An 11,959-nucleotide genomic window follows, 5' to 3' on the forward strand; every position below is an offset into this window, starting at 1 on the left:
CGGTTCCGGCGTGCCGGGGGTGGTTCCGCGTGCCGGGGGTGGGGCTCGGGCGCTCGGGGCGACCTCCGGCTCGCGGAACGAGCTCGGGCTCGCAGGATCAGCCTGTTCTGGCGTGCCGAAGGTGGATTCACGTGCCGGACGTGCCGGAGTGGCCGTCGAGTCGACTTTCGGCTCGTGGTTTCGGCTCGGGCTCGCGGGATCTGTGGTTTCGGGCGTGCCGGGGGTGATTTCGCGTGCCGGAGGTGGTGGGGCCGGCTGCCGCGGTGACCTTCGGCACGCGGAATGAGCTCGGGCTCGTGGGATCAGCCGGTTCCGGCGTGCCCGAAGTGGTTCCGCGTGCCGGAGGTGGTTCCGCGTGCCGGAGGTGGTTCCGCGTGCCGGAGGTGGTTTCGCGTGCCGGAGGCGGACGACGGGCGGAACCGCCGCCGCCCCATCCGCCCGGTCAGCCCTCGATCGGCAGCAGGATGCCCTTCACCGTCTCGTCGGTGGCGAGGAACTCCTGCACGGCCGGGTCCTGGAAGGCGGCGACGAGCTTCTCGATGTTGGCGGTGTCCTTGTACTTCGAGCCGATGGTCAGCTGGCCGGCGAAGTCATCGGGGGCCTGGGGCGCGAAGATCTGCTTCTCGATCGGGATGTCGGCGGCGAGGTAGTACTCGGTGTAGCCGACGGCCGCGTCGAGGTCGGGCAGGGCGCGGGACTGGGCGGCGAAGTCGAGCAGCGTGAACTGCAGGTTCTTCGGGTTCGAGGCGATGTCGTCCTGGGTCGCGGTGCCGGGCTCCGTGCCCTCCTTCAGCGTGATCAGGCCGGCCGACTGCAGCAGCCAGAGGCCCTGGGCCTCGTTGGCCGGGTCGGAGTAGAGCGAGATCGTGCCGCCGTCGGGGATCTCGGAGACGTCGCCGTGCTTGTCGCTCCACAGGCCGAAGCCCCAGCGGAAGACGGGGGTCGCCGCCTCCTCCTCGAAGTCGGGGTTGGCCTCGAGCACCTGGCCGAGCCAGAGCTCGTGCTGGTAGACCGTCGCGGCGACCTCGCCCTCGCTGACGGCGCGGTTGATCGTGTTGCTGTCCGAGAGGCCCTTGAAGGCGACCGTGATGCCGTAGCGCGGCGCCACCTCCTCCGCCACGAAGTCGACGAGGGCCTGCTCCGAGGCGTTGCCCTCGGCCGTCGCGACGTAGAGGGTCGCGCCCTCCTGCTCGTTCGCCGAGACGGCGGGCGAGAGCAGCGGCACGGCGACGACCGCTCCGACGCCGACCACGACGACGGCGGCTCCGGCGATCCAGGGCCAGCGGCGCTTCTTCTTCAGCTCGAAGCCGAGGTCCTCGGGGCCGGCGTTCTGGGGGCCGGACTTCTCGGGGCCGGTCTCGGAGCGGGGGTTCTCGGGGCCGTGGTTCTCAGTGGACATGGCAGTGCCTTTCGAGCGGTCGCGGCCGGACGGCGGCGCGCGGGAGGGACGCCCGGGCGGAGGGCCCGGGGCGGGATCAGGGGGGAGATGCGGCTAGACGGTGACCGCGACGCGCGGGGCGCGCCGGGACCGGGAGGCGCTCGGCGTGGTCGCGCGGACCAGGGCGTCGCCGGTGAGCTGCACGACGGCGACGGTCGCGACGAGGATGACGATCGTCGCGAGCATCACGGTGGTATCGAAGCGCTGGTAGCCGTAGGTGACGGCGACGTAGCCGATGCCGCCCGCGCCGATCGTGCCGGCGATGGCGGAGTACTCGATCATCGCGATGGTGTTGATCGTCAGACCGCCGAGGATCTGCGGCACCGCCTCGCTGAGCTGCGCCGAGCGGATCACCTGCAGCCGCGATGCTCCGGAGGCGCGGGCCACCCGGGTCAGCGCGAGCGGCACGCTGCGCATCGCGTTCTCGACGATGCGGGTGAAGAAGGCGATGCCGGCGATCGACATCGGCACGACGGCCGCCGCGATGCCGATGTTGGTGCCGGTGAGCAGCCGGGTGAACGGCATGATCGAGGCCATCAGGATGAGGAACGGCAGCGACCGGCCGATGCTGATGATCCAGCTGAGGCTCTGGTGGGCGGCGCGGTTCTCGAACAGGCCGCCCGGAGCGAGGTTGTGCACCGCGGCGCCGAGCGGGATGCCGACGAGCACGACGACCAGCATCACGATGCCGACCATGATCAGCGTCTCGCCGAGCGCGGGGAGCACGAGCACGGGGATGTCGGCGAGCGGGACCTTGTTGTCGAGGTGCAGCGGGCCGAGGGCCGCCGAGGAGATGAGCGCGCTCATGCCGCCGCCTCCTCGACGAGGGCGTCCGACCGGACGGCGCCCCGCCGCACCGACAGCCCGAGGGCGTCGGCGGCCTGCGCGAGCCGGCGCTCCTCGACCGGCCCGAGGCCGATCGTCGCGTGGCCGACGGCGCGTCCGTCGACCGTCTCGATCGCCGCGCCGAGCAGCGCGACCGGCCCGACCGCGTCGGACAGCCGCGTCACCCAATCGGCCGGCACTCCGTCGCGGGCGTAGCCGACGACCCACTCGTCGAGCCCCGCGCCGGGCAGCACCGAGGGGCGCACCGGGTTGAGCGCGAGGCCGAGCGGCGAGGACGCGTCGCGCAGCAGGTCGACCAGGCGCCCCGACTCCACGATGCGGCCGTGATCGAGGCGCGCGACAGAGTCCGCGACCTGGCGGACCGTCTCCATCTCGTGCGTGATGAAGAGGATCGACAGGCCGAGGTCGTCGCGCAGCTCCTTGAGGAGCGTGGTGATCGCGGTGGTCGACGCGGGATCGAGTCCGGAGGTCGCCTCGTCGGAGAGCAGGACGGAGGGGCGCAGGGCGAGGGCGCGGGCGATGCCGACCCGCTGGCGCTGGCCGCCGGAGAGCTGGTGCGGGTAGTAGCGGGCGCGGTCGCCGAGGCCGACGCGCTCGAGCAGCTCGGCGACGCGGCGCTTCGTCTCGGCCGCGGTGACGCCCAGGTATTCGAGCGGGAGGGCGACGTTCTGCTCCGCGGTCCGGCGGCTGAAGAGGCCGTCGGACTGGAAGACGGTGCCGATGCGGCGGCGGGCGACCCGCAGCTCCGCCTCGGACAGCTGGGAGAGCGCGTCGCCGTTGACGACGACGGTGCCGGAGGTGGGCCGCTCGAGCAGGTTGACGCAGGCGGCGAGCGTGCTCTTGCCGGCGCCGCTCGGCCCGACGACGGCGAAGATCTCGCCGGTGCCGACCGAGAAGTCGAGGCGGTCGAGCACGGTCACGGCGTCGGCGCCCTGCCCGTAGACCTTGGTGAGCTGCTCGAGGCGGATCATGGCGTCGGTCCTTCCGGGAGGGTGCGCGGGCGCGCCGGAGAGCGCCCGGTGCGGTGTGGGAGAGGGGGCGCGGGATGCTCGGTGGCGGCGTCCGCGTCGGTGTGCTGATGATGATGGCGCGGTGCGGCGGGCGGGCGCGACGGCGGCCGACGCTCGCCGTAACAGAAGGCGCTCGCGGCGCCCGATCGGCGCCGATCCGCGGCTCATCGCCGACGGGTGTCGGCGAACGAGGGGGCGGAGCGGGGCGGACTCGCGCAGAACATCAGCTGAGAAGGGGAGGCCTCCTCTGTGGGGCGAGGCCCACCCGTCTCAGCTGATGTTGTGCGGCGGCGGCGAGCGGACGGGCTCGCCGAGGGCACCGCTCAGCGCAGTGCGTCGAGGACGGCCCGCTCGTCCTGAGGCTTCAGGCCGGACCTGCGGGGCCGGTCCAGTCCGCGGGCGCGCTCGTCGTCGAGGACGCGGCGGAGCGTCTCCACGGGCGGACGGTGGCGGCCGCCGGCGCGGAGGTACGAGGCGGTGCTGCGCCGGCTGAAGCCGACGGCCTCGGCGGGCAGCCACAGCGGGAGCGAGCGCGGCCCGGCCCAGTAGCCGACGCCGTGCGCGAGCAGGGTCTCGTCGTCGGCGTGCACGACGTCGCCGCGGAAGGCGGCGAGCTCGGCGGCGGCGGCGAGGAGGTCGCCCAGGGGCACGGCTGGGCCGACGGCGTCGACGGCTCCGGTCACTCCCGCCGAGCCCGCCGCGTGCAGCCAGTCGGCGAGGTCGTCGACGTCGATCGCCTGCGCGAACCGGCCGTCCGTCTCGGGAGCCAGAACCGTGCCGCCGCGGGCCAAGCGGGCCGGCCAGTACCCCAGCCGGTCGCTCGGGTCGCCGGGCCCGGCGATCAGCCCGGGACGCGCGATCAGCAGCCGGCCGCCGAGGACGTCGGCGGCGGCGTGCTCGGCCAGGACCTTCGCGTCGGCGTACTACTCCGGGTCCACCGGCTCGACCAGGGCGGCGGACTCATCGGCGTCGATCCGCTCCACATCGGCGTACACGGAGACGGAGGAGACGAGCGTCCAGTGCGCGGCGGCCTGCGCGAGACGCCCGAGGGCCGGCCCGACGAGCTCGGGTGCGTGGGCGAGCTCGACGACCTCGTCCCACTCGCCGCGCAGTCCGTCGTAGGCGTCCGAGTCGCGCCGGTCGACACGCAGATGCCGCGCGCCGCCCGGAACCGCTCCCGCCTCGCCGCGGGCCACGCAGGTGACCTCGTCCCCCGCCGCGATCGCCCGCTCCGCGAGACGGCGCCCCTTCCATCCGCTGCCACCCAGGATCAGGACTCTGCGCATGCCCCTACTGAACCGGATCACCGCTCCGCTCCGCAGCGCTGTCCGCCGCGAGCGCAACGACCGTCACACCGGGTCAGCACACGAGGAGCGACGGAGGTCCGCCGCGGCCGCGCTCAGCGCGCGAGCAGCTCGCCGTGGGGCATCGAGAGCCAGCCGTCCTCGTCGCTGGCCCAGGCGCGCCAGGCGGCGCTGATCGCCTCGAGCTCGGCCTGCGTGGCGAAGCCGCGCTCGAGGGCGACGGTGGCGAAGGAGGAGGAGACCGCCCGGTCCGCCCACATGCCGCCCCACCAGGCGCGGTCCTCGGCGTTCTCGAACACCCAGAGCGACGCGGTGACCTCGACGCTCTCGAAGCCGGCCACCCGCGCCCAGGCCTTCAGGCGCCGGCCCGCGTCGGGCTCGCCGGCGGAGGCGCGGTGCACCCGCTGGTAGAGCGCGGCCCAGGCCTGCAGGCCTGGAGTGAACGGGTGGATCAGCACGCCGGCGTAGTCGACGTCGCGCGCGGCGACGAGGCGGCCGACCCGGCCCCACTCGCGCAGCGCGTCGACCGGACGGGTGAGGTGCTGCAGGACCTGGTGGGCGTGCACGACGTCGAAGGAGTCGTCCGCGAACGGCAGCGCGTAGGCGTCCGCGACCGCGAACTCCGCGGGGGAGTCGAGGGCCGACGCCTGCGCGATCACCTCGGCCGAGGCGTCCACGCCGAGCACCCGGCCGGGGGCGACCCGCTCGGCGAGGTCGACGGTGATCGTCCCCGGGCCGCAGCCCACGTCGAGGATCGAGACGCCGGGCGCGAGGTGCGGCAGCAGGTACGCCGCGGAGTTCTCGACAGTGCGCCAGCGGTGCGAGCGGAGGACGCTCTCGTGGTGGCCGTGCGCGTAGCGGCCGGTCGCGGCCGGGGCGTCGGCGGTCGGGCTGGTCTCGGTCGCGGCCGGGCTGTTCTCGGGGTCCATGCCCGCCATTGTGCCCGCCGGCGCGCTGCCCACGCCGCGGACGCTCCTGCTGGCGACCGCAGCGAGCGATGCCGCGACGATGACCGCCGCGCAGCCCAGCAGGACGGCCCGCGTGCCGACGAGGTCGGCGAGCGGCCCGACGAGCGCCTCGCCGAGCGGAACGGCGAGGAACGAACCGACCATGTCGTACGAGTAGACCCGGGCGAGTGCCTCGCGCGGCACATGGGTCTGCAGCGACTGGTCCCAGGCGATGGCGAACACCTCCAGCGCGACGCCGCCGAGCGCGAAGGCGACGATCAGCGCGGGGAGCGCGGGGACGAGTCCGAGGGCCGCGACCGGGACGGCCGTGACCGCCATCAGCGCGACGCCGATGGCCAGCGCCCGCCGCGGCCGCCAGCGCAGCGCGATGACGGCGCCGATCGCGAGGCCGACGGTCTGCGCGGCGATCACCAGCCCCCAGGCCGCGCGGCCGAAGGACCCGTCGGCGATCACCGGCCCGAGCACCGTGGTCGCGCCGACGAAGGCCGCGTTCAGCACCGTGAACTGGGCCACGACGATCCAGACCCAGCGCCGGCCGGAGAACTCCCGCCAGCCCTCGCGGAGGTCGGCGAGCACCGAGCCGGGGGCGCCGGACCGGCTCGCCGCGGGCAGGCGCAGTCCGGAGTAGAGGAGCGCGGCGAGTGCGAAGCCGGCCGCGTCGATCGCGAGGCCCCAGCCCGGGCCGACCAGGGCGACGACGCCGGCTCCGCCCGACGCGCCCGCGATCGTCCCGGCGTTCAGGCCCAGGCGGAGCAGCGCGTTCGCCGGCCGCAGCTCGCCCACGGGGACCGTCTCCGGGACCAGGGCCGAGGCGGCGGGCAGGCTCACCGCCGCGACGGCGCCGTTCAGCACGCCGAGCACGACGAGGGCGGGGATGCTCGCCGTCCCGCTGATGACCAGGGCGGCGACGACCGCCTGCGTGCCGGCGGCGGCGAGGGAGGTGCCGACCAGGATCACGGAGCGCGGCAGCCGATCGGCGAGGACGCCGCCGAGCAGCAGCACGGCGACGTTGGCGAGCGAGCGCGCGGCGACGACCAGGCCGAGGTCGGTCGCCGAGCCGGTGAGATCGAGGACCGCGAAGGCCAGGGCGATCGGTGCGACGGCGTTGCCGAGCACGGCGGTCGTCCGCGCAGCGAGGAGCCACCGGAACGGGCGGTGCGCGAGGGGGCCGGGCCGGGGAGTCCCGCGCGGAGTCACGGCCGCCGCAGCGGGAACAGCGCGGTCGTCATCGACACCGGCACCGTGCCCGGGCTCCGGGGCGGCCGGGCCGCGGCGTGCAGCAGCGCGGACGCCTCGCCGACGTGCCGGACGACCCGCCGCCAGGTCTCCGGATCGACCCAGAGCTCGGCGTCCGTCGACAGCTGCGGGCCGTCGGCGCGGGCCGCGGATCGGCGCCGCAGCTCCTCGATCAGCGCCTCCAGGTACAGCTGCCGGTCCTCCGCCGGCCCGGCGTCGACGGCCGCGGTCACGTCGAACGGTCGTCCGGAGGACTCGTGCCGGTAGCGCTTCGCCTCACCGCCGCGCAGCCGCACCGTCTCCACCACCCGCACCAGCCCGGCCCGCTCGAGCACGCGGAAGTGGTAGCTCGCGGTCGCCTGCGAGAGGCCCAGCTCGCGCGCGGCCTCGGCGGCGCTCGCCGCGGCACCGGTCACCAGGGACAGCAGCCGGAGCCGGATCGGGTGGGCGGTGGCGCGCAGCTCCTCGAGAGTGGACATGCGGCCATCGTCACGCCCGGTCCCGCGGACCGTCAAACGGGGCTTTGGGGGTCGCCGCACCCCGCGGAGCAGCGAGGGCTACTGCGAGAGCTCCCGGTCGAGCCGGTCGAGGAGCACCTCGAGCGAGATCTCGAACTCCTCGTCGCTGTGGTCCTCGCTGAGCAGGCCGCGCAGCCGCCGGACCTCGGGCGCGACGTCGAGGGAGACGTTCCCGTCGCCCTGCGGGATCGTCGCGTCGCCCTCGTCGAGCGGGAGGTCGGTCGGCGAGGTCTCGGCGCCCTGCACCACGGCCTGCAGCAGCAGCTGGCCGAGCAGGAAGCTGCTGAACGAGCGGTAGGCGCCGACGGCCTGCGCGTCGGTGAGCCCGCTGCCGGTCAGCGAGCGGAGGAAGGTGTTCACGGCCTCGATGCTGCGCAGCGGCGGGCGGAGCCACGGAGCCGCGGGGTGCCGTGTCGCGACCAGCGGGAAGGCCCTCGGGTGGTCGGTCGCGATGCGCCGGACCTCGTGGGCGGCCGTCTGCAGGAACTCCTGCCAGTGCCGGCTCTCGGCCTCGTCCAGCCGCACGGTGAGCTCGCGCATCAGCAGCGCGATGACGCCCTCGAGGAGGTCCTCCTTGCCGTGCACGTAGCGGTAGAGCGACATCGCCTCGACGCCCAGCTCCTGCGCGAGGGTGCGCATGGAGAGCGCCTCGGGGCCGGTGCGGTCGATCATCGCGAGCGCGGTCTCCACGATGAGGTCCCGGCTGAGCTTGCGGGCGGGGGAGCCGCTCCGCTTCGGCTTCTCGCTGTCGGTCATGCACCGCGCCTTCCTGCAGTGCCCGCCCGCCCGGATACCAGGTGCGGTGCCGCGAAGGCAAGCACCTCCACCGTAACAACCCTTACACCGTAAGCTCCGACCAGGCTTACGCTGTAAGTGTGCCGCTGCCGGACCGTGCTCCCTGCGATCCCCGCGCCGGTCCGCCTCCCCGAGGAGCGCGCACCACCCCGCAGAACCCGCTGCGCCGGTGGCCGCGCCCCGTTTCGCCTCCGCCCCGCACCAGCGACCCCGCGGCACCGTCCCGGGAGAGAAGAGAGAGCACCATGATCGACAGCAGCAGCATCGACAGCCTGATCGGCGCCGACGTGCACGGCAGCGACGACGCCAAGATCGGCACCGTCGGCCAGGTCTACGTCGAGGACAGCACGCAGACCCCGACCTGGGTCACGGTCCGCACCGGCCTCTTCGGCTCCTCGGAGTCGTTCGCGCCCCTCGCGGACGCGAGCTACGAGGGCGGCGTCCTCCGCGTCGGCTACGAGAAGGCCTTCGTCAAGGACGCCCCGCGCATCGAGGACGACGGCCAGCTCTCCGCCGACGAGGAGCAGGCCCTCTACTCCTACTACGGGCTCGGCGGCACCGACGCGGCGCCGACCGAGGCGCCCCTCTACGACCAGGACGCCGACCGCGGCGCCGGCACGGACAGCGGCGTCGACCGCACTGCCGACCTCGCCGCCGACCGCGACCGCGGCACCGAGGGCCACGACACGTCCGGTCCGAACACCGACGACGCGATGACCCGCTCCGAGGAGCGCCTGCGCGTCGGCACCGAGCGGGTCGAGGCCGGCCGCGCCCGCCTGCGCAAGCACATCGTCACCGAGCAGGTCTCGAAGACGGTCCCGGTCAGCCACGACGAGGTCACCCTCACCCGCGAGCCGATCACCGACGCGAACGCCGGCGACGCGCTCGCCGGTCCCGACCTCAGCGAGGAGGAGCACGAGGTGATCCTCACCGAGGAGCGCGTGGTCACCGCGAAGGAGACGGTCCCCGTCGAGCGCGTGTCGCTCGGCACCGAGACCGTCACCGAGCAGCGCACCGTCGACGCCGACGTCTCGCACGAGGAGATCGAGCTCGTCGAGCCCGAGGCCACCGGCACCGGCACCCGCACCTCCGCCGAGGAGACCGTCGCCGACCGCGACGCGCGCTCCTAGCGATCCCCGCGGCGGCCGGTGAGCAGCACCGCCCACCGGCCGCCGCACCCGCTCCACTCCGCACGACCCCCTGCACCACCCTCACCCGTCCTGCTCCGGACCGTGCCCGAAAGGCTCCCCCATGGATCTCCCCGCCGCTCTGCAGAACGGACTGGCCGCGGTCATCGCGTTCGTCCCGCTCGCGCTGCTGTTCCTGCTCATCCTCATCGTCGGCCTGATCGTCGCCAAGCTCATCGAGAAGGGCCTCTCGCGCCTGCTCACCAAGGTCGGCTTCGACCGCGCCGTCGAGCGCGGCGGCATCAAGAAGGCGCTCGCGAACTCGACGCTGGACGCCTCCGACATCGTGTCGAAGATCATCTACTACACGCTCGTGCTCTTCGTCCTGCAGTTCGCCTTCGGGGTCTTCGGCCCCAACCCGGTCAGCGACCTGCTGCAGGGCATCATCGGCTTCCTGCCGAAGATCATCGTGGCGATCATCATCGTCGTCCTCGCCGCCGCGATCGCCGCGGGCGCCAAGGGCCTGATCCAGAACACCCTGGGCGGTCTCTCCTACGGCAAGGCCCTCGGCAACATCGTCGCGGTGTTCATCCTCTTCCTCGGGGTCACCGCGGCCCTGAACCAGATCGAGGTCGCGACGACGGTCACCACGCCGATCCTCATCGCAGTCCTCGCGATCATCGCGGGCGTCATCATCGTCGGCGCGGGCGGCGGCCTCATCAAGCCGATGCAGCAGCGCTGGGAGGCGATCCTCACGAAGGCCGAGGAGGAGGCGCCGAAGATCCAGCAGGAGGCGCAGAACGCTCCGTCCGTCACCGAGCAGGCCAAGCGCGCCGCCGACCAGGCGAAGCAGGCCGCCCCGGCGACCACCGCGCGCCGCCCCCGCTAGGCGCACGACCGCACCACCCGCATCACCCGCGGCCGGCTCCGCTCGCTCCGAGCAGGGCCGGCCGCGTCCGCAGCAGATCGAGGGGACCGCATGAGCGCGACACCGACCGAGCCGACACCGACCGAGCCGACCGCGTCCGAGCCGGCGCCGACCGCCGAGGTGGTCCTGCACGAGGAGCGCCTCCTCGTCGGCACGCGCAGGCACGCCACCGAGCGCGTCCGGGTCAGCCGGGTCGTCGTGACCGAGCAGCGCACGATCACGGTCGAGCTCCGCCGCGAGGAGCTGCGCGTCACCCGCGAGCCGATCGCCGACGGGCCGGCGCTGCCCGACGCGATCGCGGCGGCCCCGCAGGAGCCGATCGTCGTGATCCTGCACGAGGAGCGCATCGCCCTCACCCGGACCGTCGTCCCCGTCGAGCGCGTGACGGTGCGGGTCGAGTCCGTCGCCGGCGCCCGCGACGTCACCGCGTCGCTGCGCCACGAGGTCGCCGACGTCGAGTCGGCGACGGCGCGGGAGCAGGAGAGTCCCGACCTGTTCTGATGTCGGCCCCCGCCGCTACGGTCGAGCGATGACCCCGTCCCACCCCGCATCCCCGGTCCCCGCCGTCACCGCCGAGGAGTGGGCCGAGCTCCGCGAGCGCGTCCGCCGGACCCGCTGGTCGCCGGAGTGGCCGGTCGAGGGCTGGTCGGCCGGGACCGACCAGGCCGAGCTGCGGCGGCTGGCCCGGCGCTGGGCGGAGGAGTTCGACTGGCCGGCGCAGGAGCGGCGGATGCGCGCGCTGCCCTGGGCGCAGGCCGACCTCGACGGGACGCCCGTGGCCTACCTCCGCTTCGAGGCGGAGACGTTCGAGGCGGAGACGTTCGAGGCGGAGACGCCCGGCCGCCTGCCGATCGTCCTGACCAACGGCTGGCCCAGCTCCGCGCTCGAGCTGGTGGCGCTCGCCGAGCGGCTCGCCTCGCCGTCGCGGTTCGGCGGCGACCCGGCCGACGCGGTCACCGTCGTCGTCCCCGCGCTGCCGGGCTTCCCCTTCTCGCCGCAGCGGCCGGGGCTGGACGAGCAGACGCACGAGCTCTGGCACCGGCTGATGACCGAGGAGCTCGGCTTCGCCCGCTACGCCGCGCACGGGGGCGACCTGGGGACGGGCATCACCTCGCGGCTGGCCGAGAGCCACCCGGAGGCGGTGGCGGGTATCCATCTGCTCGCCGTCGCCTCGCCGCAGCACGTTGAGGACGACTCCCTCACCGCCGAGGAGCGCGAGCACCTCGCGGAGCAGCGCACCTGGTTCGCGGACGAGGGCGCCTACGAGCACCAGCAGCAGACCCGGCCGCTCACCCTGGCGCCTGCGCTGTCGGACTCGCCGGTCGGGCTGCTCGCCTGGATCCTCGAGAAGCACCGGGCCTGGAGCGACTGCGGCGGCGACGTCGCGACCCGCTTCGACGACGACTACCTGCTCACCCTCGCCTCGCTCTACTGGTTCACCGACTCGATCGCCACGTCGCTCCGGCCCTACTGGGAGTACGCGACCGGGCGGACGGCGCGGGTGGGCCGGGTCGAGGTGCCGACCGCGCTCGCCGTCTTCCCCTTCGACCTCACGCACCCGCCGCGCAGCTGGGCGGAGCGCAGCTACGACGTCGTCCGGTACACGCCGATGCCCCGCGGTGGCCACTTCGCGCCGCACGAGGAGCCGGACCTGCTCGCCGCGGACATCCGCGCGCTGCTGGCACTGGTGCAGTAGCGAAGAGACGCCCCTCCCTTGCGGCCGCCCCCGCTCCGCGCGTACCGTCGACGCGTACCTCGTCGCGAGCCGCGACGTCGGGGCGGCCACCTC

The 11,959-nt window shown here is 74.2% G+C and carries 12 protein-coding genes and 1 pseudogene; 4 read left to right on the top strand and 9 right to left on the bottom strand.

Features of this window, described 5'->3' with window-relative positions; translation table 11 throughout:
- Nucleotides 1-442: 442 nt before the first annotated feature.
- The 9 genes and pseudogenes from C1I64_RS16600 to C1I64_RS16630 form a co-directional block, all read right to left on the bottom strand.
- On the bottom strand, nucleotides 443-1,399 hold the full coding sequence (locus C1I64_RS16600; protein ID WP_127887960.1) for a MetQ/NlpA family ABC transporter substrate-binding protein: 957 nt from the start codon (nucleotides 1,397-1,399) through the stop codon (nucleotides 443-445).
- Between the two features lie 93 nt (nucleotides 1,400-1,492).
- The gene (locus C1I64_RS16605) at nucleotides 1,493-2,245 is read right to left on the bottom strand and encodes a methionine ABC transporter permease (protein WP_127887961.1); all 753 of its coding nucleotides are present in this window, start codon (nucleotides 2,243-2,245) and stop codon (nucleotides 1,493-1,495) included.
- Complete coding sequence (locus tag C1I64_RS16610; protein ID WP_127887962.1) at nucleotides 2,242-3,255, bottom strand: methionine ABC transporter ATP-binding protein; 1,014 nt, start codon at nucleotides 3,253-3,255, stop codon at nucleotides 2,242-2,244. The genes C1I64_RS16605 and C1I64_RS16610 overlap by 4 nt, the downstream gene beginning before the upstream one ends.
- A gap of 362 nt (nucleotides 3,256-3,617) precedes the next feature.
- Complete coding sequence (locus tag C1I64_RS20840) at nucleotides 3,618-4,085, bottom strand: hypothetical protein (RefSeq protein WP_341867837.1); 468 nt, start codon at nucleotides 4,083-4,085, stop codon at nucleotides 3,618-3,620.
- A 132-nt stretch (nucleotides 4,086-4,217) separates the two neighbouring features.
- A complete protein-coding gene (locus tag C1I64_RS20845) occupies nucleotides 4,218-4,580 on the bottom strand; it encodes an NAD-dependent epimerase/dehydratase family protein (protein ID WP_341867838.1) in 363 nt (120 codons plus the stop codon).
- 113 nt (nucleotides 4,581-4,693) lie between these two features.
- Nucleotides 4,694-5,527 (bottom strand): methyltransferase domain-containing protein, encoded by an 834-nt coding sequence (locus C1I64_RS20285; protein ID WP_167492514.1) that lies wholly within the window; start codon nucleotides 5,525-5,527, stop codon nucleotides 4,694-4,696.
- Between the two features lie 60 nt (nucleotides 5,528-5,587).
- Nucleotides 5,588-6,763: pseudogene (locus C1I64_RS20290) on the bottom strand (MFS transporter); the annotation flags it as partial.
- Nucleotides 6,760-7,281 carry a winged helix-turn-helix domain-containing protein gene (locus C1I64_RS16625; protein WP_127887964.1) on the bottom strand — a complete coding sequence of 174 codons (522 nt, stop codon included), beginning with the start codon at nucleotides 7,279-7,281 and terminating at the stop codon, nucleotides 6,760-6,762. The pseudogene C1I64_RS20290 and the gene C1I64_RS16625, both read right to left, overlap by 4 nt.
- A 78-nt stretch (nucleotides 7,282-7,359) precedes the next feature.
- Nucleotides 7,360-8,076, bottom strand: coding sequence for a TetR/AcrR family transcriptional regulator C-terminal domain-containing protein (locus C1I64_RS16630; RefSeq protein ID WP_123706181.1), 717 nt, complete (start codon nucleotides 8,074-8,076; stop codon nucleotides 7,360-7,362).
- A gap of 284 nt (nucleotides 8,077-8,360) precedes the next feature.
- On the opposite strand from C1I64_RS16630, the gene C1I64_RS16635 reads away from it, so the two are divergent.
- The 4 genes from C1I64_RS16635 to C1I64_RS16650 all read left to right on the top strand — a co-directional run bounded on the left by C1I64_RS16635 (nucleotide 8,361) and on the right by C1I64_RS16650 (nucleotide 11,866).
- The gene (locus C1I64_RS16635) at nucleotides 8,361-9,245 is read left to right on the top strand and encodes a DUF2382 domain-containing protein (protein WP_127887965.1); all 885 of its coding nucleotides are present in this window, start codon (nucleotides 8,361-8,363) and stop codon (nucleotides 9,243-9,245) included.
- Between the two features lie 121 nt (nucleotides 9,246-9,366).
- A complete protein-coding gene (locus C1I64_RS16640; protein WP_123447332.1) occupies nucleotides 9,367-10,131 on the top strand; it encodes a mechanosensitive ion channel family protein in 765 nt (254 codons plus the stop codon).
- Nucleotides 10,132-10,221: 90 nt separating this feature from the next.
- Nucleotides 10,222-10,671 carry a YsnF/AvaK domain-containing protein gene (locus tag C1I64_RS16645; protein WP_127887966.1) on the top strand — a complete coding sequence of 150 codons (450 nt, stop codon included), beginning with the start codon at nucleotides 10,222-10,224 and terminating at the stop codon, nucleotides 10,669-10,671.
- Between the two features lie 28 nt (nucleotides 10,672-10,699).
- Entirely contained in the window at nucleotides 10,700-11,866 is a 1,167-nt protein-coding gene (locus tag C1I64_RS16650; protein WP_127887967.1) for an epoxide hydrolase family protein, read from the top strand.
- Nucleotides 11,867-11,959 lie beyond the last annotated feature (93 nt).

Source organism: Rathayibacter festucae DSM 15932, assembly GCF_004011135.1.
In the GTDB taxonomy this organism is placed as follows: domain Bacteria; phylum Actinomycetota; class Actinomycetes; order Actinomycetales; family Microbacteriaceae; genus Rathayibacter; species Rathayibacter festucae.

Excerpts from the sequence above, each read along its gene's own strand:
- C1I64_RS16600 (WP_127887960.1), bottom strand. The coding sequence starts at position 1,399 with ATGTCCACTGAGAACCACGGCCCCGAGAACCCCCGCTCCGAGACCGGC.
- C1I64_RS16605 (WP_127887961.1), bottom strand. The coding sequence starts at position 2,245 with ATGAGCGCGCTCATCTCCTCGGCGGCCCTCGGCCCGCTGCACCTCGAC.
- C1I64_RS16610 (WP_127887962.1), bottom strand. The coding sequence starts at position 3,255 with ATGATCCGCCTCGAGCAGCTCACCAAGGTCTACGGGCAGGGCGCCGAC.
- C1I64_RS20845 (WP_341867838.1), bottom strand. The coding sequence starts at position 4,580 with ATGCGCAGAGTCCTGATCCTGGGTGGCAGCGGATGGAAGGGGCGCCGT.
- C1I64_RS20285 (WP_167492514.1), bottom strand. The coding sequence starts at position 5,527 with ATGGACCCCGAGAACAGCCCGGCCGCGACCGAGACCAGCCCGACCGCC.
- C1I64_RS16625 (WP_127887964.1), bottom strand. The coding sequence starts at position 7,281 with ATGTCCACTCTCGAGGAGCTGCGCGCCACCGCCCACCCGATCCGGCTC.
- C1I64_RS16630 (WP_123706181.1), bottom strand. The coding sequence starts at position 8,076 with ATGACCGACAGCGAGAAGCCGAAGCGGAGCGGCTCCCCCGCCCGCAAG.
- C1I64_RS16635 (WP_127887965.1), top strand. The coding sequence starts at position 8,361 with ATGATCGACAGCAGCAGCATCGACAGCCTGATCGGCGCCGACGTGCAC.
- C1I64_RS16640 (WP_123447332.1), top strand. The coding sequence starts at position 9,367 with ATGGATCTCCCCGCCGCTCTGCAGAACGGACTGGCCGCGGTCATCGCG.
- C1I64_RS16645 (WP_127887966.1), top strand. The coding sequence starts at position 10,222 with ATGAGCGCGACACCGACCGAGCCGACACCGACCGAGCCGACCGCGTCC.
- C1I64_RS16650 (WP_127887967.1), top strand. The coding sequence starts at position 10,700 with ATGACCCCGTCCCACCCCGCATCCCCGGTCCCCGCCGTCACCGCCGAG.